Source organism: Amycolatopsis sp. NPDC051758 (assembly GCF_044453095.1).
Taxonomy (GTDB): Bacteria; Actinomycetota; Actinomycetes; order Mycobacteriales; family Pseudonocardiaceae; genus Amycolatopsis.
Map to the genome: position 1 here is coordinate 163,568 of NZ_JBITCJ010000015.1, position 25,605 is coordinate 189,172.

The window sequence follows — 25,605 nt, forward strand, 5'->3', positions numbered from 1 at the left end:
TACACCGCAGCGGCCTGAGGTGTATAGAGTTGCGCCCGTGCCCGCCGACGCCTTCGAAGCCAGCCCGCAGGAGCTGGTCGTGACGCTGCTGGGGAGCTACGTGCACCCGCGCGAGACGCGCCGGGTGTGGTCGGGCGGCCTGGTCGCGGTGCTCGCCGAGCTGGGCTTTTCCGACGGCGCGGCGCGGATCGCGCTGACCCGCCTGGTGCGCCGCGGCCTGCTCACGCGCCACCGCGAAGGCCGCACCGTGCACTACTCGCTGACCCGGCGCACCGTCGCGCTGCTCGCCGACGGTGACCACCGGATCTTCTCCCTCGGCCGCCGCGAGCGCGCCGCGGGCGAGTGGACGGTGCTCTGGCAGAGCATCCCGGAGAGCCGCCGCCAGGCGAGAGAACGGCTGGTCCGGCGGCTGCGGTTCCTCGGTTTCGGGCCCTACCAGGACGGTACCTGGATCGCCCCGCACAACCGCGAGGCCGAGGTGGTCGCGCTGCTCGGCGAGCTGGACGTCACCGAGCACGCCGGGCTGCTGCTCGGCCGGCCGTCGGCCGCGCTGGACGTCCGCCGGTTCGCCGGCCGGGCCTGGGACCTCGACGAGCTGGCGGCGCGCTACACCGCGTTCGTCGACCAGTTCGGCGGCTACCCCGGCGGAGAACTGGCCGACCGGACCGCGTTCGACGTCCGCACGCGGCTGGTGCACACCTTCCGCGCGTTCCCGTCGCTGGACCCCGAACTGCCCGCCGACCTGGTGCCCGCACCGGATCGCCGGGCGGCGGCGGTCGAGTTGTTCCACGATCTGTACGCCGCGCTCGCGAAACCCGCGCAGCGCCACTTCGACGAGGTGACCCGAGGATGACCGAAATCAGCCCTGCCACGCAGGAAGCCTTGAGCTACACCTCGTACCTGGCGCTGGACGAGGTGCTGGAAGCCCAGCGCCCGCGTTCGGACGAGCACGACGAGCTGCTGTTCATCGTGATCCACCAGGTGTACGAGCTGTGGTTCAAGCAGATCCTGCACGAAGCCGCGTTCCTCCAGCAGAACCTCGAAGCGGGCAAGACCGCGCATTCGATCCGGATCCTGCGGCGGATCCTGACCATCCTCAAGGTCGCCGTCGCGCAGATCGACGTGCTGGAAACCATGACGCCCAGCCAGTTCACCAGTTTCCGCGCCCGTTTGGACGCTTCGAGCGGCTTCCAGTCGGCCCAGTTCCGCGAGCTGGAAGCCGTCCTCGGGCGGCGCGACGAGCGTGTGTTCGCGCACTACCCCGAAGGCGGCGAGCAGCGGAAAAGCATCGCCGAAGCGATGGCGCGGCCGTCGTTGTTCGACTCTTTTCTCGCGTATCTCAAGGCTTCTGGCTACCCGGTCGGGTGTGATCGAGACGTCACTCGACCGGTGGAGCCGTCCCCGGCCCTGCAGGCGATATTGCTGGACGTGTACAGCGACGACGGCGGTCCGTCGGTCGTCGCGGAATGTCTGGTCGATCTCGACGAAGGGATGCAGGAGTGGCGCTACCGGCACGTGAAGATGGTCGAACGCACCATCGGCGACAAGACCGGGACAGGGGGATCATCCGGCGCGACCTACCTGCGTACCACGCTCTTCCAGCCGATGTTCCCGGATCTCTGGGCCGTACGGAGCCGACTTTGACCACCTTGGACGATCTGCGCGCGGACGACAACGCCCTCGCTCCGCACTACACCCGGTTCTCGGTGCGGGAGCGCCTCCTGCTGTCCGGGCATTCGCACCAGGCTTGGCCGGACGTCGCGGAGGAAGGGCTCCTGGAGTCCTTCGCCGACGCCGCCCGGGACGTCGACGAGAAGTGGGGCCGCGCCTTCGCCAAGGCCGACGAGCTGCGCGCGGGCTTCCGCCTGCTGCTCGGCGACCCCCACGGCGAGTACGCGCTCGGCGCGAGCACACACGACCTCGTGCTGCGCTTCCTGTCGGCGATGGAGCTGCCGCGAAGACCACGGCTCGTCACCACCGACGGCGAGTTCCACACGCTGCGCCGTCAGCTCGCCCGCCTCGAGGAGGAGGGCGTCGAGGTCGTGCGGGTGCCGCTCGAGCCGGTGACGACGCTCGCCGAGCGGGTCGCCGCCGAGGTCGACGACAACACCGCCGCGGTGCTCGTGTCGGCCGTGCTGTTCGAGACGTCGAGGCTGGTCCCGGGGCTCGCGCACCTGGCCGACTCCTGCCGCGCCCGGTCGATCGAGCTGGTCGTCGACGCCTACCACGCGCTCGGCGTGGTGCCGTTCCCGCTGCACGACCTCGGGCTCACGAACGCCTGGGTGCTCGGCGGCGGGTACAAGTACCTGCAGCTGGGCGAGGGCAACTGCTTCCTGCGGCTGCCCGCGCACGCCCAGGAGCTGCGGCCGGTGATCACCGGCTGGTACGCCGAGTTCGGCGCGCTCGCCGACGAACGGCGTCCCGGCGGTGTCGCCTACGCCACCGGCGGTGACCGCTTCGCCGGCGCCACCTACGACCCGGCCAGCCACTACCGCGGCGTCCGGGTCCAGCGGTTCTTCGCCGAGCAGGGGCTCACGCCCGAGTTCCTGCGCGAGGTCTCCCAGCACCAGGTGGGGCTGCTCGCGTCGGTGTTCGACAAGCTCGGCTTGCCCGAGGACGTCGTAACGCGGGATCGCTCGGTGCCGTTGGAGCGGCTCGGCGGGTTCCTCTCGCTGCGCTGCGCCGACGCCGGTGCGCTGCAGGCGGCGCTGGCCGCCCAGGGTGTCCGCACCGACAGCCGGGGCCACCACCTGCGCTTCGGCCCGGCGCCGTACCTCTCCGACAACCAGCTGGAGACGGCGATGGGCACCCTCGGCACGGTGGTCCGCGGCTGATCTCCGAGTTACCCGTCCGTATCCCGGAACCTCCACTGGTCCGGCGTACGGCGAAGATCTAGGTTGGTGCCGGGAACCCCGCGCGGACGACCTCCGCGCCGGCTCCCGACAACCACTGAAGCGCGTCCCGGCCACGAACCGGGCGCGGGAGACAAAGGAGTCACCACCGTGACCGAAGGAGTGTTCGCCCGGTCGTCCGGGCACGAACAGGTCGTGTACTGCCACGACCAGGCCAGTGGCCTGAAGGCCATCATCGGCATCTACTCCACGGCGCTCGGACCTGCCCTGGGCGGGACGCGCTTCCACCCCTACGCCACCGAAGCGGACGCGCTCGACGACGTGCTCGCGCTGTCCAAGGGCATGGCGTACAAGAACGCGCTGGCCGGGCTCGACCTCGGCGGCGGCAAAGCCGTCATCATCGGCGACCCGAAGACGCTCAAGTCCGAAGCGCTGCTGCGCGCGTATGGGCGCTTCGTGCAGTCGCTGAACGGCCGGTACATCACAGCTTGCGACGTGGGCACGTTCGTGCACGACATGGACGTCGTGGCCCGCGAATCCCGCTACGTCACCGGCCGCTCGCCCGAGGACGGCGGCGCCGGCGACTCGTCCGTGCTCACCGCGTTCGGCGTCTTCCAGGGCATGCGGGCCTCGGCCGAGCACGTCTGGGGCAGCCCGGACCTGGCCGGCAAGCGCGTCGGCGTGGCCGGCGTCGGCAAGGTCGGGCACATCCTCGTCGGGCACCTCGTGGACGCCGGGGCACAGGTGACCATCACCGACGTCTACGCGCCCGCGATCGAGCGCACTCGCTCGATCTACCCGTCCGTTCAGGTGGTGTCCGATGTGGACACCCTGCTGCGCACCGAGCTGGACGTCTTCGCGCCGTGCGCCCTGGGTGGCGTGCTGAACGACGAGACGGTGCCGGCGCTGGGTGCTCGCATCGTGTGTGGTGCCGCCAACAACCAGCTCGCGCACGCCGGGGTGGACAAGCAGCTCGCCGACCGCGGTGTGCTGTACGCGCCGGACTACCTGGTGAACGCGGGCGGCGTGATCCAGGTCGACGACGAGCGGCACGGCTTCACCTTCGAGCGCGCGAAGCGCAAGACGACGGCCATCTACGACACGACGAAGGCCGTGTTCGCGCTGGCCGAAGCCGACGGCGTGCCCCCGGCGACGGCGGCCGACCGGCTCGCGGAGCGGCGGATCGCCGAGGTCGGGCGGCTGCGGTCCATCATGACCGTGTGAGTCCTTCAGACATCTTCGAGACAGCGGGCGTGCGGGGCTTCCTGCACGCCCGCTGTCTCGGTTCCGCTGCTTGCGTCGAGGTCGACGCCGATTCGCCGGTCGTGCTGGCGTCGGTGGTGAAGGTGCCGCTGGCGTTCGAGTTCGCCCGCCAGGTGGCGGCGGGCCAGCTCGACCCGACGGACCGGGTGCGCGCTTCGGCGGCCGACCGCCTCGGCGGCACCGGTTCGGCGGGTTTCGCCGACGACGTTTTGTACAGCTTGCGGGACGCGGCTCTGCTGGCGTTGTCGGTGTCGGACAACACCGCCGCGGACCTGCTGTTCGACCGGGTCGGGGTGGAGAACGTGCGGTCTCTGCTCGCCGAACTGGGCCTGACCCGGACTTCCGTCATCGGCGCGCCGCGGGACCTGCTGCGCACGATCATCGACGACACCGCCGCCGGAGTTCCGTTGCGAGCGTTGGATCCTCTGCGGACGTCGGCTACTACGCCGCGCGAGATGACGTCTTTGCTGTCGGCGATCTGGCGTGACCCCGGGCCGGGTGCGCAGGTCCTGGAGTGGATGTCGGCGCAGGTGAGCTGGCACCGGCTGACGGCCGGGTTTCCGCCGGAGGTGACGGTGGCGGCGAAGACGGGGACGATGCCGGGGATCCGCAACGAGATCGGCGTTGTGACCTATCCGGACGGGAGTGCGTACGCGGTGGCGGTGTTCACGGTGGGTGGTGCGGAGACGTTGCGGCGGCCGGACATCGACCGCGCGATCGGCGACGCGGCCCGGGCGGCCGTGGATCAGCTGCGCTCGTAGAACACGTCCCACGGCCGCACCCCACCCGGGTCCGGCGGCACCAAGCGCGAAACCCCGTCGTCCCTGAGCACCCCCGCCGCGATCTCCGCCAGATTCGCCGCCTGCGGGTGGGGGCTCGTCGACGGCCAGGCGAACGCCATCCGCGCCCGGAGGACCTGGTCGGTCAGCGGCCGCCAGACCACCCGCGGTTCCTTGCGGGCGCGGGGCTCGAACGCGACCCCGTGACCGGCCAGGACCAGGCCGAGCACGAACTCCGGGTTGCGGGCGTGCCGGATCGACGCCGGGCGGAAGCCGTGGTCCCAGCACGTGCGCAGCAGCGCGTCGTAACTTCCGGGTGCGGCGGCGCGCGGGGCGTGCACCAGGCCTTCGCCGGCGAGATCGGCGAGGGCCAGCTCGGACCGGCGCGCCAGCGGTGAATCCCGGGGGAGGACCACGCCCAGCGGCGTGTCGACGGCCGGGCCGAGGTCGAGCCCGACCACGTCCACCGGCAGCTGCAGGAGCCCGGCGTCGAGCTCACGGTCGGCGAGCAGCCGGGCCTGCTCGGCCGTGGTCAGCTCCTGCAGGTCGAGCCGGACGGCGGGGTGCTGCGCGGCGAACTCCGTCAAGATCGCGGCGAGCACCCGGCCGGGCAGCTCCGGCGGCACCCCCGCACGCAGGGCGTCCAGCTCGCCCCGCTCGGCCTTCGCGACGAGCGCTGTCATCCGGTCCCAGCGGCTCAGCAGGTCGCGGGCTTCGGCGCGCAGCACCTCGCCGGCTTCGGTGAGCGTGACGCGGCGGCCGCGGTCGAACAGCTTCGCGCCCAGCTCGGCTTCGAGCCGCTTGACACGCTGGCTCAACGGCGGTTGCGCGATGCCGAGCCGGTCCGCGGCGTGGCCGAAGTGGAGTTCTTCGGCGACAACGAGGAAGTACCGCAGCGAACGGAGGTGGTCCACGCTGCGACGATACTCGTCCGCATATCGACATGCCGACGTCTTGATCTTGGACAGCCGCGCCGCGGCCGTGATCGGGTGGCCGGCATGAACACAGGACTCAGCAGACGCGGGCTGTTCGGCGCAGGCGCGGCGGCGGCCACGATCCTCGCCGGGGTCTCGGCGGCCTCGGCGTCGCCCGCACCCCGCGGGACTTCGCGGATGACGCTGCGGTGGTGGGGAAACAACGGCTGGGAGATCCGCGTGCCGGGCTCGACCGGGACCAAGACGGTCCTGATCGACCCGTGGCTCACGCGCTTCAAGACCGGCACGTACACGCCGGCCGGCGCGGACCCGCGCACCCCGCTCTCGGTGAACAAGGCGCTGATCGACGGTTACCTGGATCGCGGCGAACTGCGTGCGGACCACATCCTCGTCACCCACGGCCACTACGACCATCTCACCGACGTCCCCTACCTGGCCAAACGCACCGGCGCGACGGTGATCGGCACCGAGACCCATTTGAGTCTCATGGCGGCGCTGGGCGCGCCGGAGGACCAGCTGGCGATCGCGAGCGGCGGTGAGGACCTGACGTTCGACGGTTACTCGATCCGGATCATGCGCTCCCTGCACTCGGCAACCGGCGACCGCGCCCGGGTGGCGTTCCCCGGCTCGCGCCCGCTGTCCCGCCGCGACCGCCCTCGCGTCATCGAAGACCTGCTCGAGGGCGGCACGCTGGCTTACCAGGTGACCGGCGGCGGAGCGAGCGTCCTGGACTTCGGCGGCTCGAACTACGTCGAGTCCGAGCTGACGGGGTTGCGCCCGGACGTGGTGCTGGTCCCGGCGGGCGGCGCCAAGGTGACCCAGTACGTTCCGCGCCTGCTGCGGACGCTGGGCAACCCTCCCCACGTGGCGGCAACCCACTGGGACGACTTCGACCTGCCGCTGGGCCAGGCCCACGACCCGAACGGCGGCTTGGAGGTGCTGCGGAAGGCAGTGGCGGCGGCGAGCCCGGGCAGCGAGTTCGTGGTGCTGGACCACCTGGGCGAGTTCTCGCCGTAAGTCACCGGCTGCGAACTCGGCGACGGAACATGCTGAAGGCCCCCACCGCGAGCGATGGGGGCCTTCAGCGCGGAGAAACCTCAGCCGCTCTTGCGGCGGAACGTCCGCTTGTTCGCGGCCGGTCCGTGGGCGTGCTGGTTCTTGCCGCCGGCGTTCTCGTGGGCCGCGCCCGAGCGGGCGTGTGCCTGCTTGCGCTCCAGCGCTTCCCGGAACTTGCGCTTGACGTCGTCCTCCTCGCCGCTGGGCGGCGACGGATTCGGTTCACTCATGCTTACCTCCGGAGATGACGACGTGTGACCGCTCCAGCCTGGCATCAGACAAACCGCTTGGCGAGTCGATTACGTCACTCGGTCAGCGTTTGGGCGTCGGGACTCCGCCGAACTGCACCGTCTTCCGGGTCAGCGGCCGGCCGCAGTGGTCGCACAGCAGCATCGGCTGCAGCCGGTTGCCGCACTCGACGTGGTTCAGGGTGATGTCCGGCTCCTGGCCGGCCACCTCGAAGCCGCGTGACCACTCGGCGATGAACGCCAGGGCCGGGAAGAACGCCAGCCCCTTCGCGGTCATCCGGTAGTCGCGCGCGTCCGTGCGGGTCTTCGCCGTGCCGGTGCGCAGCACGCCGACCTCGACGAGCTTGCTCAGCCGCGCCGACAGCACGCTCGGCCCGATCCCCAGCTCCCGCTCGAACTCCGAGAAGTGGTGGCAGCCGAGCAGCGCCGAGACCAGCAGACCGGTCGACCAGCGGTCGCCGAGCAGCTCCATCGTGTCGGGGAAGAACATCATCGGGTCGCCGGCCAGGGATTCCGCGTCCTTGCGGCGGAAGCGCTTGGACGCCGTCGCGGCCGCCACGCCCGTGCTGTCGAGCCGGGTGGCCCGGACGTCGCGAGCGTCGACCCGGCGGCCGCAGGCTCCGCAGCCGAGGGGTGCTGATGTAGCCAGCTCGCAGTCGAGGTGGATCAGCGTCGGCAGCACCTCACGGCGTCCCTCGACCCACTCGCGCTCCCAGGCCCAGATCGAAATCAGCAGCGGCCACAGCTCCAGGCCGCGCTCGGTGAGCCGGTACTCGTGCCGCGTGCGGCGCGCGTCCCGGTACGGCACGCGGGTGAGCATGCCCGCTTCCACCATGTCCCGCAGCCGCCCGGACAACGCGGTCGGCGAGATGCCCAGCCGCAGGCGCAGCTCCTCGTACCGCCGGAAGCGCAGGAACAGGCTCTGCAGGATCAGCAGCGTCCACTGGTCACCGACCAGCTCCAGCGCTCTGCGGAGTGGATCCCCCGCGGGCCGGATGCGTTGTGCGGTCGCCTCGGTCACCGAAATCCCCCTTGTAACTTGCTGCCTCAGCGTACACCTGACTACAGCAAAAGAAGCCTATTGACACCTGACTACACAAATCATAGTCTCGTCCTCATCAGCCAGCGCGGTGAGCCCGACATCCAGGGAGAAGCCCGATGACCAGCACCTCCGAACAGCCGCTGATGGTGGCCCGGACGGCGGACACGGACGAGGCCAATCCCTACCTGCTCGGCGTCTACGCCCCGGTCGGCGAAGAGATCGACGCGGAAGACCTGCAGGTCATCGGCGAGATCCCGAAGGACCTCAACGGCGTTTACCTGCGCAACGGCCCGAACCCGCGGTTCGCCCCGGAAGGCCGCTACCACTGGTTCGACGGCGACGGCATGATCCACGCCGTCCACCTCGAGAACGGCAAGGCGCGCTACCGCAACCGCTGGGTCCGCACGAAGGCCTTCGAAGCCGAGTCCGAAGCCGGCCGGGGTCTCTGGACCGGCGTCATGGAGAACCCGAAGGACAACCCCTTCGGCAACGGCCACGGCCTGGGCCTCAAGGACAACGCGAACACCGACGTCGTCTTCCACCGCGGCCGGATCCTCGCGACCTGGTACCTGTGCGGCTCGCCGTACGCGGTCGACCCGCTCTCGCTGGAGACGCTGGGCGCCGAAGACTTCCTCGGCACGCTGGTCGGCGACATGATGGCCCACCCCAAGGTGGACGAAGCCACCGGTGAGCTGTTCTGGTTCGACTACGGCCCGCGCCCGCCGTACCTGCGCTACGGCGTGATCAGCGCGGACGGCCAGGTCGTCAAGACCACCGAGATCGAGCTGCCCGGCCCGCGCCTGCCGCACGACATGGCCATCACCGAGCACCACGCCGTGCTGATGGACCTGCCGCTGGTCCAGGACCTGGAAGCGGCGAAACAGGGCCGGCACAAGCTCCACTTCGACCGTTCGATGCCGAGCCGCTTCGGCGTCATGCCACGCTACGGGAACGGTAGCCAGATCAGGTGGTTCGAAGCGAGCCCGTGCTACATCTACCACGTCGTCAACGCCTGGGAAGAGGGCGAAGAGGTCGTCCTCGACGTCTGCCGCGTGCAGAAGCCGCAACCGCGAGCCGACGCGCACACCCCGCTGGCGAAGATGCTGTCCTACCTGCGTCTCGACGCCCAGCTGCACCGCTACCGCTTCAACCTGCGGACCGGCGCGTGCCGCGAGGCCCCGCTCGACGACGCCAACACCGAGTTCCCGACCGTCGACGCCCGCAGCGTCGGCACGCGGAACCGGTACTCCTACGCGGTGCACATCTCGCCCGAGTCGACGCTGAAGTTCGACGGGCTGGTGCGCCACGACAATCTTGCCGGCTCCAAGACCGAATACCGGTTCGGTCCAGGTCGGTGGGGCAGTGAGGCGCCCTTCGCACCCCGCGATGGCGCATCCGTCGATTCGGCGGACGGTTATCTGGTGACGTTCGTGCAGGACGAGCGCGAGGGACGCTCGGAACTGGACATCTTCGACGCCGCCGATCTTGCTGCCGGACCCGTGGCCAGGGTCCTGTTGCCCCAGCGGGTTCCGCTCGGTTTTCACGCGACCTGGGTCCGGGCGGACCAGCTGGAAAACCTCCGTTCATGAGATGCCATCGAGAGGGTCGCGCCCGGGATTTCCGGACGCGGGGATGGTGGAGTGCGGAGACGATCGACCGGCTCGTGAAGGAGCGGGTCAGTGCCGACCCGGAGGGTCTCGCGCTGGTCGATCCACCGAACACCGCCGCACTGGTCGGACGCGACCCGGTGCGGTGGACCTGGAACCGGCTCGACGAACGTGTCGACGTCCTGGCCGCGTTCCTGCTCGCCAGAGGGGTGCGAGCAGGTGACGTCGTGGCCGTGCAGCTGCCGAACTGCTCGGCCCTGGTCCAGGCGTTCCTCGCGATCGTGCGGATCGGTGCCGTGGTCACCCCGTTCCCGGTGTCCTACCGGGAACACGAGATGGTTCCGATGTGCCGGCGCACCGGGGCCGTCGCGGTGGTGACCGCATCCAGATACGGCGAGCACCCGCTCGCCGGGGCGGCCCTTGGGCTAAAAGGCGCTTCGGCGCCGTCGGTCCGGTTCGTCGTCGCCCGGGGGGACGACGAACCGGCCGGCGCCCTGGCCTGGCCCGAAGCTCCACTGTCCGAAGCGGAGAAGTCCACTTTGGACGCGCACCTGAGCGCGCTCGACACCGACGTCAACGACTGCGTGACGATCTGCTGGACGTCCGGCACCGAAGCCGAGCCGAAGGCGGTCCCGCGCTGTCACGGCGACTGGCTCGCGACGGCCGCGGGCTGCGTCCAGGCCGCGGGCATCACCCGTGCCGACGTCCTGCTTTCCCCGTTCCCCATGACGAACATGGCCGGCATCGGCGGGATGTTCCTGCCGTGGCTGCTCACCGGCGCGGTGTTCGTCCCGCACCACCCCTTCGACCTGCCGGTGTTCCTGGGGCAGCTCGCGGCCGAGCGCGTGACGTACACGCTCGCACCACCGGCGTTGCTGACCATGCTGCTGCACAACGAAAAGATCCTGTCCGGAGTGGACATTCGGGCGCTCGGGAAGATCGGGTCGGGCTCGGCGCCGCTCTCGCCCTGGCTGGTGCGCACCTGGGCCGAGCGGTACGGCATCAACATCATCAACTTCTTCGGCTCCAACGAAGGCACCGCGCTGCTGTCCGGTCCCGTCGACCTCCCGGACCCGGACCAGCGGGCGAGCTACTTCCCGAACTACGCCTCCGACGTCACCTGGTCGACCCCGGTCGCCGGCCGGACGTCGGTGCGGCTGCACGACCCGGTCACCGGCGAGCACGTGACCGAACCCGGGCGGCCCGGTGAGCTGCACATCGCCGGGCCGACGGTGTTCGCCGGCTACCTGAAGCAAATGGGCGAGCCGCTCGACACGTCGTCGTTCGACGACGACGGGCACTTCCGCACCGGTGACGTCTTCGAGATCGCCGGGGAGCGCGGCGAGTTCCTGAAGTACGTCGACCGCGCCAAGGACCTGGTCATCCGCGGCGGGATGAACATCTCGCCGGCCGAGGTCGAGGGCCTGCTCGCCGGGCACCCGGACGTCGCCGACGTCGGTGTCGTCGGCGTGCCCGACGAGGTCATGGGGGAGCGGGTCTGCGCCGTCGTCGTGCCGGGCGAGCGCAAGCCGTCGCTCGAGGACCTGGTGGCCTACCTGCGCGAGCGGCAGGTCGCCGCGTTCAAGCTGCCGGAACGGCTGGAGTACGCGGACTCCTTGCCCCGCAACCCGGTCGGGAAGATCCTGAAGCGGCAGCTGCGGGAGAGTCTGGAGTGAAACCATGACGGTGTTCGTGCTGGGCGGGGCGCAAACCGACTTCGCGCGCAACTACACGAAGGAGGGGCGCGGGATCCTCGAGCTGTTCGCCGAGGTGGTGCCCGCGGCCCTCGCGGACGCGGGGGTGACCGCCGAGGACGTCGAGGTCGCGCACGTCGGCAACCTCGCCGCGGAGCTGTTCACCGGCCAGGCCCAGCTCGGCGGGCTGCTGGTGGCGGCGGTCCCCGAGCTCGACGGGGTGCCCAGCACCCGGCACGAAGCCGCGTGCGCGTCCGGCAGCACCGCCGTCCTCGCCGCCTGTGCGGACCTCGAAGCGGGCCGCTACGACCTGGCCCTCGTCGTCGGGGTCGAGCTCATGCGCAACACCGACGGGCAGCGCGCCGCCGAGCACCTCGGGTCGGCCGCGTGGGCCGGCCACGAGGCCGTCTCCGCGAAGTTCCCGTGGCCGGCGCTGTTCGCCGAGGTCGCCGACGCCTACGACGCGCGGTACGGCCTCGATCCCGCCTGCCTCGGGCAGTTCGCGTCGCACGCGTTCGACCGGGCGACGCGGAATCCGCTCGCCCAGGCCCGCGACTGGCGCTTCCCGGACGGCGCGTTCGGGGCCGACGACGAACTGAACCCGCTGATCGAGGGGCGCCTGCGCAAGCAGGACTGCGGCCGGATCACCGACGGCGCCGCGGCGGTCCTGCTGGCCTCGCCGTCGTTCGCCGAACGCCTCGGCGGCGATTTCCCGCGCATCGCGGGCTTCGGCCACCGCACTGCGCACATCGGCCTGGCGGACAAGATCGCTGCCGAGGGCGAGTACCTGTTCCCGCACCTGCGTGGCGCGGTTGTCGACGCCTACCGGCGGGCGGACGTGCCCGGGCCGGACACGCTCGACGTCGTCGAGCTGCACGACTGCTTCACGATCACCGGGCTCGTCGCGCTGGAGCACCTCGGCGCCGCGCCGCCGGGTGGCGGCGGCCGGTTCATCACCGATGGCGGTCTGGACACGGCCGGGATCAACCCGGGCGGCGGCCTCATCGGCCTCGGTCACCCGGTTGGCGCGACCGGCGTCCGCATGCTGCACGACGTGGCGCGGCAGGTGAGCGGGACGGCGGGCGCGACGCAGGTCGACGGCGCGCGCACGGCGTTGACGCTCAACGTGGGTGGCTCGTTCACTACTGTCGTGACCATGATCGTGACGAAGGACGCCGCGTGAGGCTTTCGGTTTCGCTCGGGTTCTGGCAGGACCGCCCGCCGGAGGAAGTGCTGGAAACCGCGCGCGCCGCCGAAGCCGCGGGCTACCCGGAGCTGTGGATCGGCGAGATGGCGACGTGGGACGCGTTTGCGCTCGGCACGGCGATCGGGGCGGCGACGTCCCGGATCTCGCTCACCTTCGGGCCGCTCCCGGTGACCGTGCGGGACCCGGCGACGATCGCCATGGGGGTCGCGTCGGTCGCGGCGCTGACCGGCCGGTCGACCGGCGTGGCGCTGGGGACGTCCAGCGACGTCCTGGTGCGCGGCTGGCACGGCCGGTCCCGCGACCGGTCCGCGACGGCGCTGGAAGAGTCCGCGATCGCCGTGCGCCAGCTGGTGCACGGCGAGAAGTCCACTGTGGACGGCAAGGTCGTCGGCTCACAGGGGTACCGGTTGCGGGTGGCGGCACCGAAATCACCGGTGACGATCGCCGCGTTCGGCCCGCGGGCCCTCGACGTCGCCGCGCGGCACGCCGACCGGATGGTGATCAACCTCGTCAGCCCCGCCGCGGCGGCGACCCTGGTGCGTGGTCTGCGCGAAGCCGCGTCACGCGCCGGGACCACCCCGCCGCCGGTGGCCGCGTGGGTGGTCGGCGCGGCGGATCCGGGCCCCGCCGAGCTGGAGCAGCTCCGCCGTGGTGTTGTCGGATACCTCGCCGCACCCGGCTATTCGGACATGTTCCGCGCCGAAGGGTTCGGCGACCTGGTCGACTTCGCGCGCACCCGGCCGCACCCGCGTGAGCTCCTGGCCGCGGTGCCGGTCGAGGCCATCGCGACGGTGGGCCTGCTGGGCTCGTCGGCGGAGATCGCCGCGAAGGCGCAGGAGTACGCGGAAGCCGGCGTCGACGAGCTGGCGATCGTCCCCGCAACCAGCGACGACGACCCCGGCGGCGGGAAAACTCTCGTCGCGTGTCGATCCGCCGTCGTCTCGTTCGACGCGTAAGCATGACTGAGCCGACGAAGACCAAGAACCTCGACCAGAACGGGCTCCCGGCGCTGCCGTGGAGCCGGGCGCGCGACCTCCTCGCGACCCAGACCCCCAAGGAGGACCTGACGTTCTTCGTCGGGACCGTCCGGCCCGACGGCCGGCCGCATTCCGCCGGCGTCGGGGCCATCTGGGTGGACGACGTCCTCTACTTCGTGAGCGGGGCCGGCACGCGCCGGGCCCGCAACTTGGCGGCGAACCCGGCGTGCAGCGTCTCGGTGCGCCTGAACGGCCTCGACCTCACCTTGGAAGGCGAGGCCGAGCACGTCGCCGATCCCGCCACCCTCGAGCGGGTGGCGGCCGTCTACCGCGAGGGCGGCTGGCCCGCGACGGTGACCGGCGGCGGGTACGACGCGCCGTTCATGGCGCCGAGCGCCGGACCCGCGCCGTGGCTGCTGTACCGGCTCGTGCCGACGCGCGCGATCGGTGTCGCCTGCGCCGAGCCGCACGGCGCCACCCGCTGGGACTTCAGCCGCTGACCGCCGCCCCGATGGCCGAAGCGACCTGAGCGCCGATGGCGCGCATGCCGTCGGCGTTCGGGTGCAGCGGCGCCGCGATCGACGTCGGGATGACGCTCTCGAACCACTTCACGCCGGGCAGCTTGCAGACGTCGTGCCCGATCGAGTGCGTCCGCACGTCGACGTAGTGCGCGTTGTGCGCCGCGGCCTGCCGGGCCAGGGCCGCGTTCGTCTTGTCGATGCTGCCCTGGATGTAGTTGGCGTCGCGCGGGGTCAGCGGCGCGATCGGCCAGCACCCGTTGCGCGGCAGGTAGGTGCCGTAGCCGGCGACGTACACCTCGGCGTTCGGCGCGCGCGTGTGGACGGCGTCCAGCAGCGCGCCCCACGTCGGCTCGAACGCGGCGATCTTCTCGGCCAGCTGGTCGTGGCCGCCGGCGGTGTACCGGTCGACGCAGTCGGGGTTGATGCCCGGCAGCAGGTTGATGCAGCTGGTCGCGGCGCCGACGAGGCCGACGTCGTTGCCGCCGATGGTCAGGCTGACGATGCGCGTGGACGCGCTCAGCGCGTCGAGCTGGGGTGGCACCGCGCCGGTCTGGGTCTGCTGCGGCGACGTCATGTCCGCGGTGGTCGCGCCGGAGCACGTGACGTCCTTGAGCGGCACGCCGAGTTTCTTGGCCGCGACGTGCGGATAGTCGGCCAAGGACCGAAGGCAGCCGGGTGAGGAAAGATCCGGCGGGAGGACCAGCGGCCCGGCTGCCGCGGAGTCTCCCAGTGCGACGTATTCCACCGTGGTGGCCGCCGTGGCCGTGCCCGCCGTCGCGCCCGTGAGCGCGGTGACCATGATCGTGATGAACGCCGTCGTTCTTCCTCGCACGCCGTCCTCCTTGACGTTGTGCCGATGTCTGGTCTCCGTGACACCATCGGCACCGGGCGTGCCCGGATTGACTGGGAATCCGGGCAGAGAACGAGGGGATCGGTTGTGACGGAGCACAAGTCCGGTGGCGACCTGACCCTCGGCGGGCAACGGGTGCACGAGCGGCTCAACCAGGAGGAGCCCGAGCTGATCGCGCGGGTGCTGGCGCGCATCCAGACCGAGGTCGCCGACTACCGGCGGCTGCCGGTCGAAGAACTCGCCGGCGACATCGCGCGGATCACCCAGCAGGCAGTGCGGGCCTTCGCCCGGAGCCTGCGTGAGGACCGCGAGCTCAACACGGCCGAGCTGCAGCAGATCGGCGCGTCCGCGGTGCGCCGGGCCGAGGAGGGCTTTCCGCTGGAGGCGGTGCTGACCGCCTACCACGTCGGCGCGCGGGAGATCTTCGCCGTCGGCTCGGCCGACGCGGGCAGCACGGACGTCGCCGACCTGCTGGACGTCGCCGACCGGGTGCTCGCGTTTGTCGGCACCGTCACCGGCGCGGTCACCCGCGGCTACCTGGAGGAGCTGCGCACCAAGGTCGGGCAGGAGCACACCGCGCGCCGGACGCTGCTTTCGGTGCTCGTCGACGGGGGCCAGGTCGACGTCGTCGCCCGCAGTGCCGGGATCACGCTGCCGGGGCGGTACCTGGTGCTGAGCGTCGAGCTCGGGCCGCACGCCGACGAGGCGTCGCCCGGCGTGGACGCCGAGATCGCGGTCCGCCGCAAGCTCCGGCGGTTCCTCGCCGCGTTCGAACGCACCTGTGGTGACGGCGTCCTCGCGTCCCTGGACGGCCCGGGCGGTCTTGTCCTGGTGCCGCTCGGCCGGCTTTCGTCGATCCCGGAGTGGCGGGCCCTGCTGGCGGCGGCCGGGCGCGCGGCGGACGTCGACGTGCTGGCCGCGGCCGAGCCGGCGGAGCCGTCCGACGTCCGCGAAGTGGCCGGCCGGACGGCCGAGGTGCTGGACGTGCTGCGCTGGTTCGGCCGCGCACCGGGCCTGTACTGCCTCGACGACGTCCTGCTCGAGTACCAGCTGACCCGCCCGGGCGCGGCCCGCGACCGGCTGGCCGCGGTGCTCGAGCCGCTGGCCCCGCACCCGGAGTTGTTCGAAACCCTGGCGGCCTACCTCGAGCTGGACACGAACCGCCGCCGCACGGCGACCCGCCTGCACGTCCACCCCAACACCGTCGACTACCGCCTGCGCCGGGTCCGCGACCTGACCGGCATCGACCCGGTCCACCCGGCGGGCCTGCCGCGCATCATCGCGGCCCTGGCCGCCCGCCGCGCGTCCGCACCCCGCCGAACCTGACGTGTCGTCCACCCAGGTACGTGTGTCGTCCATCGGGGCACGCGTGTCGTCCGGCCAAGCACGCGAGTCGCGTACTCAGCCGGACAACTTGCGTACCTGGACGGACGACTCGCGTACTCAGACGGACGACTCGCGTACCTGGAGGGTCGGTTCGCGTACCGGGAGGGTCGGCGCGGGGCGGCGGGGTGCGGGGATCCGGACCGGAGTCCGGGTGACCGCCTTGGCGACCACGCCCGCGGCCAAAGCCGTGGTCAGCACCAGGGCGGCGGCTGCCGAAGCCGGGCTGAACGCGAGCGCGCCGGCGCGGCCGAGCACAAAGCCGTCGTGCAGGGCCCAGGCGACCACCGCGACGCCGGCAGCGGCGGAAAAGGACGTCCGGTACCCGGTCGCCAGCACGACCGCACCCAGCGTGACCAGCGCGTACCACGGATACACCGTCGCCCCGGCCAGGTCCGCGAGGATCACCGCGGCCACCGCCGCGGCGCAGCCGACCGGGAACCCGAACCCACCACTCATGCCGTCCAGGAGAACCCGGCGGGCGGGCGCGGACCATGACCCAGGACACCTTCCCTACGCCCGGACCACCGGATCTTGACGCGTTATTGACCCGTCACGCGCCCGATCGCGTCGGCGACCTCCGGCCAGACCGCGCGGGGCAGGTTGTGGCCCATCCCGGGGATCACGACCAGCTCCGCGCCCGGGATCGCCTCCGCCGTCGCCTTGCCGCCGCTGACGTTGATCAGCGGGTCGGCTTCGCCGTGCACGACCATCACCGGCAGCCGCACGTCACGCAGCCGCGAAGTGCGGTCGCCCGAGGCCATCACCGCCGCCGCGTGGCGCAGCGTGCCGACGGGGTGGCGGGCGCGGTCGAAGTGCAGCGTCGCCTTGGCCAGCAGGAACGCCTCGTCGTCCGGGTAACCGGGGGAGCCGAGGCTCCGGTAGCCCTCGACGCTGTCGGCGAGGGCCTGCTCGCGGGTCGTCGCCGGCGGGCGGGTCAGCACGGCCAGGGCCCACGGCTCGGCCTGGCCGACCGCGGGGTCACCGGTGGTCGACATGATCGAGGTGACGGACAGCAGCCGGTCCGGGTGGTCGATCGCCAGCTGCTGGACGATCATCCCGCCCATCGACGCGCCCACGACGTGCGCCTTGGTGATGCCGAGCGCGTCGAACAGCCCGATGGCGTCGTCCGCCATGTCCGAAAGCCGGTACGGCGCGCTCGCCAGGTCGCCGCCGGCCAGCGCGGCCAGGTCCGGCGCGGGCAGGTCGTCGAGCCAGGTGGAGAGCCCGACGTCCCGGTTGTCGTAGCGCACCACGAAGAACCCGCGGCCGGCGAGCAGCTCGCAGAACGCGTCCTCCCAGGTGATCATCTGGGCGCCCAGCCCCATCACCAGCACCAGGGGCGGGCGCGCCGGATCACCGAAGGTGTCGTACTCGAGCTCGAGACCATTGGCCTGTGCACGTGCCATGCCCCGATCCTGCCGTACCCGCGCGGACCTGGCACCGGCCCGGCTCGTGCCGTTACCGTTACCCCCCATGCCGACCTCATCCTCGGGCACCGGAGAACGCCCCCGGTCACGGGCCGCCGCGGGACTGCCGGCGCTCACGGCCGACCGGATCATCAGCGCGGCGACGACCCTCACCGGCGAACGCGGGCTCGACAACTGGACGTTGCGGGAGCTCGCACGCTCGGTCGAGGCCTATCCGGCGGTGATCTACCACCACGTCGGCGACCGGGACGCGGTGGTGAACGCCGTGGTCGACCGGGTGGTCGGCCTGCTGGAGCTGCCGGACGAGCAGCTGCCGTGGCAGGAGTGGTTCACCGAACTGCTGGCGAACCTGCGCGCGGTGCTGCGGGCCTACCCGGGCTGCGCGCGGCGGCTGGCGCTGTTCGGCCCGTCGGTGAAGGCGGCCACGCGCAGCATCGACGCGGGGATCGGCGTGCTGCTCACCGCGGGCTTCGGCCGCGAGAGCGTGCTCGCCTACAACCTGCTGCTGATGACGGCCTGCCAGTTCGTCGCGATGGAAGACGACCGCGAGGGCGCGCTCGCGCTGCGGATCGGCAACACCGAGGAGTACGCGGCCTACCGCGAGCGGGACGACCTGCCGGGGATGGCCGAACTGGGCTCGGCGATGCACGACCTGATGGGCGACCCCGACCTCGCCGCGGGCTATTACGCGCAGATCTACGACTACGCCGTCCAGCGCTGCCTGGACGGCCTCGCCCATCGCCTGGACGAACTTCGCGAATCGGACGGCGACGGGTTGACAGCGACTTGACAGTGCTCCGGCGTACCGTGGGCGTGCGTCGGTGGTTCGCCCATCGACCCGGAGCCCCTGGCGCCCTCCTCCCCCTCGTGGCGCCGGGGGCTTCGGTCTTTCAACCGCGGCGCGGTGACGGCGGTTCGGTGCGCGGCGGCTCCTGCTGAATGGCGGGGAAGATCTCGCCGACCAGCGTCACCAGCGACTTGGACAGCAGCAGGTGCACCTGTTCGCGGGTCAGCGAGCCGCGCACGAGCCACTCCCGGCCCGCCGACTTCACCATTCCGCCGAACGCCCGCACGAGCGCGTTGAGCTCGGGGCCGTGTTCACTCTCGCTGGACAGGCCGACGGCTTCGAGCACGCGGTCGGCGGACTCCCGGTCGGCCTCCTCGAGGATGCGCTCGACCTCGAGGTCCCGGCCGATGCCTTCGGGCGCGATCGCGGCCAGCCACATCCGCTCCTGGCTGGTGACCATGTCGAGGAACCACTCGATCGCGACGTCGGCCCGCAGTTCCAGCGGCCCCTCCGGCAGGATTTCCACGGCGAGCCGCGGCACGGTCAGCGCGCGCCGGATGATTTCCAGGTACAGCTCGCGTTTGGTGCCGAAGTAGTGGTTGATCAGCCCCCGCGCCACGCCGGCCGCGGCCGCGATGTCCGAAGTGGACACTTCGGAGTAGGGGCGTTCACCGAACAGCCGCGCCGCGCAGGCGTAGATCTGTTCCTTCCGTTCGTCCGGTTCCAGTCTTCGCCATCTCGGCGCCGGCTCGGTGTTCATCCTCCCATCGTCGCATGAGCGGTTGCGCCGGGCAGCTCAGTCCGTGCGTTGCCGGGCGCGATGCCACGATCGGGGCACGGTCAGTCCGGCAGCGTGATCGGGGCGATGTCGGCAAAACCGTCACCCGGGCCCGGGTTCGTGCCGTGCGTCTCGCCGCCGAAGTGGTGCAGCACGCCCCACACCGCGTTCAGCGCGGTCTGGACCGCGCCCTCCGCCCAGCCCGCCGTCCACGAGATGTCGTCACCCGCGAGGAACAGCCCCCGGTACCGCGCCGGCAGCTCGTCCTGCACGAAGTGGGTGAACAGCCGGTGCTGGTAGCGGTAGTGCCCGGGCAGGTTCGCCTTGAAGGCGCCCATGAAGTGCGGTTCGGCTTCCCACGACACGGTCACCGGATCGCCGGTGATGTGCCGCCGGACGTCGACACCGGGGTAGATCTCGCGCAGCGACTGCAGCATCACCTCGACGCGCTCGCCGACGGTGAGCGGCAGCCACTTCAGCGAGTCGTCCGCCCACGTGTAGGACAGGCAGATCACGGCGGGTTTCGCGGGATCGTCGCCGAGCAGGTAGGTGCCGCGCGGCATCCGGTCGGTGAGCGTCATGCTCATCGTGTCGCGGCCGGTCGCCGGGTCGCGGTCCAGCCAGAACGGCCGGTCGACCGGCACGAACACCTTCGACGACTCCATGTAGTGCGTGCGCTCGATCGCCGTCCAGTGGTCGATCGGGAACAGCGCCTCGTCACATTCGATCTTGGACAGCAGCATCCAGCTCTGCGCGGTGAACACGGCCGCCGGGAACGTCTTGATGTGGCCTTCGGTGTCCGTCACGGTGATGTTGTTCGGCGCGGTGCGGTGCAGCCGGGCGACACCGGGGTTCGGCCGGCCGCCGTGCAGCGTGCTCAAACTCGTGCCGGCCGGCCAGAAAACGATCTCCGGCGGCGCGTGCTCCCACAACCGTTGCGGCAGCTGCTGGCTGCCGCCGACGATGCTGCGGTGCTCGTCGTCGGCTCCGGTGTAGACCACCCGCAGGATTTCCAGGATGGAGTTGGGGAAGTCGGTGTCCCAGCCACCGGTGCCGAACCCGACCTGGCCGAAGATCTCGCGGTGGCGGAAGGAGGCGAACGCGGGTGCGCTGCAGAGGAAGCCGTAGAACGTCTGGTCGTCCAGCCGCGGGACGATCTCGTTCCACAGCCGCTTGATCGTCTTCGCGTCGCGGTCGCGGATCGCCGTCTGCATCTCGGCGAACGCGGCGTGCTCGGCGAGGGTCCGGTCCCAGGCCGCCGCGACGTCGCGGAACACGTCCGGCAGGTCGGCCGGCGTCCGCGCGTAGTGGCTCCGTCCCTTGAGGTCGACCACCGTGCTCGGCGTCTCCGGCGCCAGCGGGTTCGGGAACGGCGTGGTTTCGAGCCCGACCTTGGTGATGTAGTGGTAGAGCGCGGTCGACGCGGGCGGGAAGCGCATCGCGCCCATTTCCGCGACGACGTCGTCCGGGCAGCCGGGGAAGCGCACGCTGCGCAGCCGGCCGCCGATCTCGGCGATCTCGTAGACCACCGGGCGCAGGCCGAGCTTCATCAGCTCGTACGCGGTGACGATGCCGGAGAGGCCACCGCCGATCACCGCCACCTCGGTGCCGTGCCGGTCGGCGGGCAGCGCGCCCAGCCCGGCGGGGTGGGCGAGGTAGTCGTCGTAGGCGAACGGGAAGTCGGGGCCGAACATGGTGATCGGGCGGCCCGCCGGTTCGTCGTGATGGATCGCGGTGGGCAGGGCGGAGGTCATGCGGTGGTTCCCCGGTACAGGTCGGGCCGTCGGTCGGCGAGGTGGGTGTTCTCCAGGCGTGACGCGACCAGCGCGGCACGCGTGACTTCGGCGGTGATCAGCTCGGGCCCGGCACCCGCGCGGGCGAGCACGTCGCCGGTCGGCGCCACGACGCAGGAGCGTCCGCAGTAGGTCAGCTCCTGCTCGGTGTCGCAACGGTTCGCGTAGGCGACGAACAGCTGGCTTTCGTAGGCCCGCGCGGGCACGAGCGTGTCGGCGACGAGGTGGTACGGGCTCATCAGCGCGGTCGGCACGACGAGCAGTTCGGTGCCGGCCAGCGCGTGCGCGCGGACCAGCTCCGGGAACTCGACGTCGTAGCAGATCAGCAGCCCGACCCGGACGCCGTCGAGGTCGGCCTGCACGACCGCTTCACCACCGGGGGTGAACCACGCCCGGTCGAGGTCGCCGAACAGGTGCGTCTTGCGGTAGTTCGCGAGCCGGTGCCCGGCCGCGTCGACGAGCTGGACGCTGTTGTAGACGTCGCCGCCGTCGAGTTCCGGGTAGCCGTAGGCCAGCGCGACGCCGGTTTCCCCGGCCAGCGCGGACATCCGCGCCGCGGTGGGCCCGTCGGCGGGTTCGGCGAGCTCGTGCGTCCGCGCGCCGATGTGGTAGCCGGTGGTGATCATCTCCGCGGCGACGACGAGGTCGGCGCCGGACGCCGCGACCGCGTCCGGCAGCTCGGCGAACGGGCCCTGGTGGATCGCGACCTTCATGCCAGCCTCGACCTCCGGATGCCGTAAGCGAAGTAGATGACCAGGCCCAGCGCCATCCAGCCGCCGAAGACCACCCAGGTGGCGCCGTCGAGGCTGAGCATCATGTAGCCGCAGCACAGGACCCCCAGGATCGGCGTGACCGGCGAGAACGGCACGCGGAACGAGCGCGGCCGCTCGGGCTGGCGCCGGCGCAGCAGCAGGACGGCGACGTTGACCAGCCCGAACGCGAAAAGCGTGCCGATGCTGGTGGCGTCGGCCAGCTTCCCCAGCGGGATGAACGCGGCGAGCGCGGCGACAAATCCGGAAACCACCAGGGTGTTGATCCGCGGTGAACCGGTCTTGTCGTCCACTTTGGACAGCGCGCGCGGCACCAGGCCGTCGCGGGACATCGCGAACAGGATGCGGGTCTGTCCGTAGAGGACGGTCAGCACCACGCTCGAGATGGCCACGATCGCGCCGACGGCGAGCAGCCCGGCCCAGAACGGGTTGTCCGACACCACGCCGAGCACGTGCGAGAGCGCGGCTTCCTGGCCGTCGAACTGCTGCCACGGCAGCGCGCCGACTGCGGCCACCGCGACCAGGCAGTACAGCACCGTGACGATGCCGAGCGAGAGCAGGATCGCCCGCGGCAGGTCGCGCTGCGGGTTCTTCGCCTCTTCGCCCGCGGTCGACGCGGCGTCGAAGCCGATGTAGGAGAAGAACAGCTTGGCGCCGCCGGCACTCAGCCCGGCCAGCCCGAGCGGCAGGAACGGCGTGAAGTTCGCGGCCCGCACCGCGCTGAACGCGATCGCGCAGAACAGCACCAGCGTGCCGATCTTGACCACGACCATGATCGTGTTGGCCCGCGCGCTCTCCTTCGCGCCGGACAGCAGCAGGACCATCGCGAGCAGCACGACGACGATGGCGGGCACGTTGACGATCCCGCCGGAGCCGGGTGGCTGGCTCAGCGCGTCCGGGATCGTGAAGCCGAAGGCCAGCCGCAGGAGTTCGTTGAGGTACTGACCCCAGCCGACGGCCACCGACGCCACCGAGACGCCGTATTCGAGCACCAGGCACCAGCCGCATACCCAGGCGACCAGCTCGCCGAGGGTGGCGTAGGCGTAGGAGTACGACGAGCCGGACAGCGGGATCATGCCCGCGAGCTCGGCGTACGACAGCGCCGAGAACAGCGCGGTGATCCCGGCGAGCACAAACGAGAGCACCACCGCCGGGCCGGCCACCGGGACGGCTTCGCCCAGCACGACGAAGATGCCGCTGCCGAGCGTCGCGCCAATGCTGAGCGTGGTGAGCTGGCCGAGACCGAGCGACCGCTTCAACGTGCCATGATCACCTTCGGCGACCAGATCGGCGACCGGTTTCCGCCGCACCGTCGCGGCTCGCAGATTCATGCCGCCGACGGTATCTGCCGTCGCGACTGTAGATAACAGGGAAACATTGCGCATAAAGATGAATCACAGGTGATTCATTGCACAAGCGAGGCACATCTCGGCGATTCGTTCCACCCGCGCCGGCGTGCTCAGCGGGGCATCACCCGTGACTGGAGGGGCATCACGCGTGACTGAGCGGGCATCACGCTCGATGCCCTTCTGATCACGCGTGATGCCTCTCTGATCACGAGTGATGCCTGCCGGATCACGGGTGCTGCCCGTCCGGGCACGGGTCGGCGGTGGGGAGCAGCAGGGTGAACGTCGGCGGGTCCGGGCGGCTCAGGCGGAGCCGGCCGCCTTCGGCCTCGGCGAGGCTGCGCGCCAGGCGCAGGCCGATCCCGTGCCCGGTCGGCGCGGACGCGAACGGGTCGTTCTCACCCAGGTCGGGGCCCTCGTCGGCGACGTCGACGGCCAGCGCGTCCCCGGCGTCGCGGGCCACCACCGTGACCGTGCCGCGCCCGTGCGTCGCCGCGTTGTCCAGCAGCACGCCGAGCACCTGCCGGACCGCCGCGGCCGCCACCCGCGCCGGCGGTGGGTCCTGCCGGATGATCCGCAGCGCACGCCCGTGCGGCTCCAGCAGCCCCGCACCGGCCTGCCGGACCTCATCGAGGAGAGCGTCGAGGTCGAGCTCGGCTCGCGGCGCGCGACGCTCGCGGCCCAGCGCGAGGAGGTCCTCGATGGTGCGTTCCAGCCGGTCGGCGGACGCGATCCCGGCGCGGATCGCGTCGTGCGGGTCCGCGCCCGGTGTCTGCAACGCGGCCTCGAGCTGCAGGCGCAGGCCGGTCAGCGGCGTCCGCAGCTGGTGTGACGCCTCCGCGGAGAACGCGCGCTCGCGTTCCAGGGTCCGGCCGATCCGGGCCGCGGTGGCGTCCAGCGCCTCGCCGACGCGGTCGATCTCGGTGATCCCGGCCCGCGGGCCGCGGGCGGTGAAGTCGCCGTCGCCGAGCCGCTCGGCCGCGCAGACGAGCTCGTCCAGCGGCCGGACCAGCCGGGTGGTGAACCGCCGGGCCATCAGCCAGCTCGCCCCGATCGCCGCGACGGCCAGCCCGGCCATGCCCAGCCAGGTCAGCCCGACCCGCAGGGTCAGGTCGGCCACCGGCACCGCGGCGCGGACCACCCCGGTCGTGCGGGCCCCGCTGACCACCGGGACGGCCAGCACCAGCTCCCCGCCTTCGCGCCCGGTGACGACGTCCATGGTGGCGCTCGCCGCCTGCCGCTCGATCGGGCCGCCGACCGCGGGCCCATGCCCGGCGAGCAGCCGCCCGTCCGGACCGTAGATCCCGACCTGGCCTTCGGCCTCGTCGTCCTCGTCGGGCGGCGGCACGTGCGGCGTCAGCCCGGTGTTCAGCTCGTGCGACACGGCGAGCGCGGCGGCGTCGGCGGCCCGCTCCAGGTCGGCGGTGGTGTCGTCGCGGTAGTACTTCAGCACCGCGATGCCCAGCGGCAGCGCGAACAGCACGGTCGCGACCAGCGCGGCCAGCACCGTCAGCGAGATGATCCGGCGGCGCACGGTTACCCCTCGGCGAGGGTCCGGGCCGGGTCCTCCAGCCGGTAGCCGTGCCCGCGCAGGGTGGCGATCCGCGGCAGCTCGGTGCCGGGCGGCGGCTCGCACGCCGCGAGCTTGCGGCGGACCGCGGCGATGTGCACGTCCAGCGTCTTCGTCGAGCCGTACCAGTGCGCGTCCCAGACCTCGGACATCAGCGTCTCGCGGCTGACGGCGACACCGGGCTGCTCGGCGAGCCGGGCCAGCAGGTCGAACTCCTTGGCGCGCAGCACGACTTCGCGCCCGCCCACGGTGGCGCGCCGCCCGGCGATGTCGACGGTCAGCCCGCCGATCGTCACCGGCGGCCGCGCCCCGGCCGGCGCGCCGCGGCGCAGGTGCGCCCGCACCCTGGCCAGCAGCTCGCCCAGCCGGATCGGCTTCGTGAGGTAGTCGTCGGCCCCGGCGTCGAGGCCGACGACAACGTCCATCTCCTCCTGCCGGGCGGTGAGGATGACCAGGACGGCGGCGGGCAACGCGGCCCGCAGGCGGCGGCAGACCTCGACGCCGTCGAGGTCCGGCAGGCCGAGGTCGAGCAGCACGAGGTCGAACTCACCGGCCTCGGCGGCCTGCAGGGCGCTGCGGCCGTCGCGGCGCCAGCACACCTGGTGACCGTGCAGTCGCAGAGTCGAATCGAGCACGCTGCCGATCGCCGCGTCGTCTTCCACCACCAGCAGGTTCGGCATGCGGAGAGCCTACGTTCTCCCGCGGCCGGACGCGGTT

25 protein-coding genes are annotated in these 25,605 nt (G+C 71.6%); 13 read left to right on the forward strand and 12 right to left on the reverse strand.

Features of this window, described 5'->3' with window-relative positions:
• The first annotated feature begins 37 nt into the window (after positions 1-37).
• From ACIA5G_RS46810 to ACIA5G_RS46830, 5 genes are all read left to right on the forward strand, one after another.
• Positions 38-853 (forward strand): PaaX family transcriptional regulator C-terminal domain-containing protein, encoded by an 816-nt coding sequence (locus tag ACIA5G_RS46810; protein ID WP_395935729.1) that lies wholly within the window; start codon positions 38-40, stop codon positions 851-853.
• A complete protein-coding gene (locus tag ACIA5G_RS46815; RefSeq protein ID WP_395935731.1) occupies positions 850-1,644 on the forward strand; it encodes a tryptophan 2,3-dioxygenase in 795 nt (264 codons plus the stop codon). Before ACIA5G_RS46810 ends, ACIA5G_RS46815 begins: the two co-directional genes overlap by 4 nt.
• Positions 1,641-2,834 (forward strand): kynureninase, encoded by a 1,194-nt coding sequence (locus ACIA5G_RS46820; RefSeq protein WP_395935733.1) that lies wholly within the window; start codon positions 1,641-1,643, stop codon positions 2,832-2,834. The genes ACIA5G_RS46815 and ACIA5G_RS46820 overlap by 4 nt, the downstream gene beginning before the upstream one ends.
• Before the next feature lie 168 nt (positions 2,835-3,002).
• Positions 3,003-4,076, forward strand: a complete 1,074-nt coding sequence (locus ACIA5G_RS46825; RefSeq protein ID WP_395935735.1) for a Glu/Leu/Phe/Val dehydrogenase dimerization domain-containing protein — start codon at positions 3,003-3,005, stop codon at positions 4,074-4,076.
• On the forward strand, positions 4,073-4,876 hold the full coding sequence (locus ACIA5G_RS46830; RefSeq protein ID WP_395935737.1) for a serine hydrolase: 804 nt from the start codon (positions 4,073-4,075) through the stop codon (positions 4,874-4,876). Before ACIA5G_RS46825 ends, ACIA5G_RS46830 begins: the two co-directional genes overlap by 4 nt.
• Here the strand turns inward: ACIA5G_RS46830 and ACIA5G_RS46835 are convergent.
• Positions 4,861-5,808, reverse strand: coding sequence for a LysR substrate-binding domain-containing protein (locus tag ACIA5G_RS46835; protein ID WP_395935739.1), 948 nt, complete (start codon positions 5,806-5,808; stop codon positions 4,861-4,863). The genes ACIA5G_RS46830 and ACIA5G_RS46835 overlap by 16 nt on opposite strands.
• Before the next feature lie 84 nt (positions 5,809-5,892).
• Between ACIA5G_RS46835 and ACIA5G_RS46840 the strand changes: the two genes are divergently transcribed.
• Positions 5,893-6,846 (forward strand): MBL fold metallo-hydrolase, encoded by a 954-nt coding sequence (locus ACIA5G_RS46840; RefSeq protein WP_395935741.1) that lies wholly within the window; start codon positions 5,893-5,895, stop codon positions 6,844-6,846.
• Between the two features lie 80 nt (positions 6,847-6,926).
• On the opposite strand, the gene ACIA5G_RS46845 is transcribed toward ACIA5G_RS46840, so the two are convergent.
• Entirely contained in the window at positions 6,927-7,115 is a 189-nt protein-coding gene (locus ACIA5G_RS46845) for a DUF5302 domain-containing protein (protein ID WP_395935743.1), read from the reverse strand.
• Between the two features lie 82 nt (positions 7,116-7,197).
• Positions 7,198-8,154, reverse strand: a complete 957-nt coding sequence (locus ACIA5G_RS46850; protein WP_395935745.1) for a winged helix-turn-helix transcriptional regulator — start codon at positions 8,152-8,154, stop codon at positions 7,198-7,200.
• Positions 8,155-8,291: 137 nt separating this feature from the next.
• Between ACIA5G_RS46850 and ACIA5G_RS46855 the strand changes: the two genes are divergently transcribed.
• The 5 genes from ACIA5G_RS46855 (at position 8,292) to ACIA5G_RS46875 (ending at position 14,160) form a co-directional block, all read left to right on the forward strand.
• Positions 8,292-9,764 (forward strand): carotenoid oxygenase family protein, encoded by a 1,473-nt coding sequence (locus ACIA5G_RS46855; RefSeq protein WP_395935747.1) that lies wholly within the window; start codon positions 8,292-8,294, stop codon positions 9,762-9,764.
• Between the two features lie 74 nt (positions 9,765-9,838).
• Positions 9,839-11,458 (forward strand): class I adenylate-forming enzyme family protein, encoded by a 1,620-nt coding sequence (locus ACIA5G_RS46860; protein ID WP_395935749.1) that lies wholly within the window; start codon positions 9,839-9,841, stop codon positions 11,456-11,458.
• Positions 11,459-11,462: 4 nt separating this feature from the next.
• The gene (locus ACIA5G_RS46865) at positions 11,463-12,659 is read left to right on the forward strand and encodes an acetyl-CoA acetyltransferase (RefSeq protein WP_395935751.1); all 1,197 of its coding nucleotides are present in this window, start codon (positions 11,463-11,465) and stop codon (positions 12,657-12,659) included.
• Positions 12,656-13,639: an LLM class F420-dependent oxidoreductase gene (locus ACIA5G_RS46870; protein ID WP_395935753.1), complete on the forward strand. Its 984-nt coding sequence runs from the start codon at positions 12,656-12,658 to the stop codon at positions 13,637-13,639. The genes ACIA5G_RS46865 and ACIA5G_RS46870 overlap by 4 nt, the downstream gene beginning before the upstream one ends.
• 2 nt (positions 13,640-13,641) lie before the next feature.
• Positions 13,642-14,160 carry a pyridoxamine 5'-phosphate oxidase family protein gene (locus tag ACIA5G_RS46875; protein WP_395935755.1) on the forward strand — a complete coding sequence of 173 codons (519 nt, stop codon included), beginning with the start codon at positions 13,642-13,644 and terminating at the stop codon, positions 14,158-14,160.
• On the opposite strand, the gene ACIA5G_RS46880 is transcribed toward ACIA5G_RS46875, so the two are convergent.
• Positions 14,150-14,980 carry an SGNH/GDSL hydrolase family protein gene (locus ACIA5G_RS46880; protein ID WP_395935861.1) on the reverse strand — a complete coding sequence of 277 codons (831 nt, stop codon included), beginning with the start codon at positions 14,978-14,980 and terminating at the stop codon, positions 14,150-14,152. The genes ACIA5G_RS46875 and ACIA5G_RS46880 overlap by 11 nt on opposite strands.
• A 138-nt stretch (positions 14,981-15,118) precedes the next feature.
• Here ACIA5G_RS46880 and ACIA5G_RS46885 point away from each other — a divergent pair, with 138 nt between their 5' ends.
• Positions 15,119-16,357: a PucR family transcriptional regulator gene (locus ACIA5G_RS46885; protein ID WP_395935757.1), complete on the forward strand. Its 1,239-nt coding sequence runs from the start codon at positions 15,119-15,121 to the stop codon at positions 16,355-16,357.
• A 117-nt stretch (positions 16,358-16,474) separates the two neighbouring features.
• On the opposite strand, the gene ACIA5G_RS46890 is transcribed toward ACIA5G_RS46885, so the two are convergent.
• Both ACIA5G_RS46890 and ACIA5G_RS46895 read right to left on the reverse strand, forming a co-directional pair.
• The gene (locus ACIA5G_RS46890; RefSeq protein WP_395935759.1) at positions 16,475-16,873 is read right to left on the reverse strand and encodes a hypothetical protein; all 399 of its coding nucleotides are present in this window, start codon (positions 16,871-16,873) and stop codon (positions 16,475-16,477) included.
• A gap of 83 nt (positions 16,874-16,956) precedes the next feature.
• The gene (locus ACIA5G_RS46895; protein ID WP_395935761.1) at positions 16,957-17,823 is read right to left on the reverse strand and encodes an alpha/beta fold hydrolase; all 867 of its coding nucleotides are present in this window, start codon (positions 17,821-17,823) and stop codon (positions 16,957-16,959) included.
• 67 nt (positions 17,824-17,890) lie between these two features.
• Here ACIA5G_RS46895 and ACIA5G_RS46900 point away from each other — a divergent pair, with 67 nt between their 5' ends.
• A complete protein-coding gene (locus tag ACIA5G_RS46900) occupies positions 17,891-18,634 on the forward strand; it encodes a TetR/AcrR family transcriptional regulator (RefSeq protein ID WP_395935763.1) in 744 nt (247 codons plus the stop codon).
• Positions 18,635-18,734: 100 nt separating this feature from the next.
• Here ACIA5G_RS46900 and ACIA5G_RS46905 read toward each other — a convergent pair whose 3' ends face one another.
• The 6 genes from ACIA5G_RS46905 to ACIA5G_RS46930 all read right to left on the reverse strand — a co-directional run bounded on the left by ACIA5G_RS46905 (position 18,735) and on the right by ACIA5G_RS46930 (position 25,568).
• Positions 18,735-19,391 carry a TetR/AcrR family transcriptional regulator gene (locus ACIA5G_RS46905; protein WP_395935765.1) on the reverse strand — a complete coding sequence of 219 codons (657 nt, stop codon included), beginning with the start codon at positions 19,389-19,391 and terminating at the stop codon, positions 18,735-18,737.
• An 80-nt stretch (positions 19,392-19,471) separates the two neighbouring features.
• Positions 19,472-21,163 (reverse strand): flavin monoamine oxidase family protein, encoded by a 1,692-nt coding sequence (locus ACIA5G_RS46910; RefSeq protein WP_395935767.1) that lies wholly within the window; start codon positions 21,161-21,163, stop codon positions 19,472-19,474.
• Positions 21,160-21,915 (reverse strand): carbon-nitrogen hydrolase family protein, encoded by a 756-nt coding sequence (locus ACIA5G_RS46915; RefSeq protein WP_395935769.1) that lies wholly within the window; start codon positions 21,913-21,915, stop codon positions 21,160-21,162. Before ACIA5G_RS46915 ends, ACIA5G_RS46910 begins: the two co-directional genes overlap by 4 nt.
• Positions 21,912-23,303 (reverse strand): amino acid permease, encoded by a 1,392-nt coding sequence (locus ACIA5G_RS46920; RefSeq protein ID WP_395935771.1) that lies wholly within the window; start codon positions 23,301-23,303, stop codon positions 21,912-21,914. The genes ACIA5G_RS46915 and ACIA5G_RS46920 overlap by 4 nt, the downstream gene beginning before the upstream one ends.
• A gap of 244 nt (positions 23,304-23,547) precedes the next feature.
• Complete coding sequence (locus ACIA5G_RS46925) at positions 23,548-24,852, reverse strand: sensor histidine kinase (protein ID WP_395935773.1); 1,305 nt, start codon at positions 24,850-24,852, stop codon at positions 23,548-23,550.
• 2 nt (positions 24,853-24,854) lie between these two features.
• A complete protein-coding gene (locus tag ACIA5G_RS46930; protein WP_395935775.1) occupies positions 24,855-25,568 on the reverse strand; it encodes a response regulator transcription factor in 714 nt (237 codons plus the stop codon).
• Between the last annotated feature and the right edge of the window lie 37 nt (positions 25,569-25,605).

Coding starts and splice junctions, on each gene's coding strand:
- ACIA5G_RS46815 (WP_395935731.1), top strand. CDS start 850: ATGACCGAAATCAGCCCTGCCACGCAGGAAGCCTTGAGCTACACCTCG.
- ACIA5G_RS46840 (WP_395935741.1), top strand. CDS start 5,893: ATGAACACAGGACTCAGCAGACGCGGGCTGTTCGGCGCAGGCGCGGCG.
- ACIA5G_RS46845 (WP_395935743.1), bottom strand. CDS start 7,115: ATGAGTGAACCGAATCCGTCGCCGCCCAGCGGCGAGGAGGACGACGTC.
- ACIA5G_RS46855 (WP_395935747.1), top strand. CDS start 8,292: ATGACCAGCACCTCCGAACAGCCGCTGATGGTGGCCCGGACGGCGGAC.
- ACIA5G_RS46865 (WP_395935751.1), top strand. CDS start 11,463: ATGACGGTGTTCGTGCTGGGCGGGGCGCAAACCGACTTCGCGCGCAAC.
- ACIA5G_RS46875 (WP_395935755.1), top strand. CDS start 13,642: ATGACTGAGCCGACGAAGACCAAGAACCTCGACCAGAACGGGCTCCCG.
- ACIA5G_RS46880 (WP_395935861.1), bottom strand. CDS start 14,980: ATGGTCACCGCGCTCACGGGCGCGACGGCGGGCACGGCCACGGCGGCC.
- ACIA5G_RS46890 (WP_395935759.1), bottom strand. CDS start 16,873: ATGAGTGGTGGGTTCGGGTTCCCGGTCGGCTGCGCCGCGGCGGTGGCC.
- ACIA5G_RS46895 (WP_395935761.1), bottom strand. CDS start 17,823: ATGGCACGTGCACAGGCCAATGGTCTCGAGCTCGAGTACGACACCTTC.
- ACIA5G_RS46900 (WP_395935763.1), top strand. CDS start 17,891: ATGCCGACCTCATCCTCGGGCACCGGAGAACGCCCCCGGTCACGGGCC.
- ACIA5G_RS46905 (WP_395935765.1), bottom strand. CDS start 19,391: ATGAACACCGAGCCGGCGCCGAGATGGCGAAGACTGGAACCGGACGAA.
- ACIA5G_RS46910 (WP_395935767.1), bottom strand. CDS start 21,163: ATGACCTCCGCCCTGCCCACCGCGATCCATCACGACGAACCGGCGGGC.
- ACIA5G_RS46915 (WP_395935769.1), bottom strand. CDS start 21,915: ATGAAGGTCGCGATCCACCAGGGCCCGTTCGCCGAGCTGCCGGACGCG.
- ACIA5G_RS46920 (WP_395935771.1), bottom strand. CDS start 23,303: ATGAATCTGCGAGCCGCGACGGTGCGGCGGAAACCGGTCGCCGATCTG.
- ACIA5G_RS46930 (WP_395935775.1), bottom strand. CDS start 25,568: ATGCCGAACCTGCTGGTGGTGGAAGACGACGCGGCGATCGGCAGCGTG.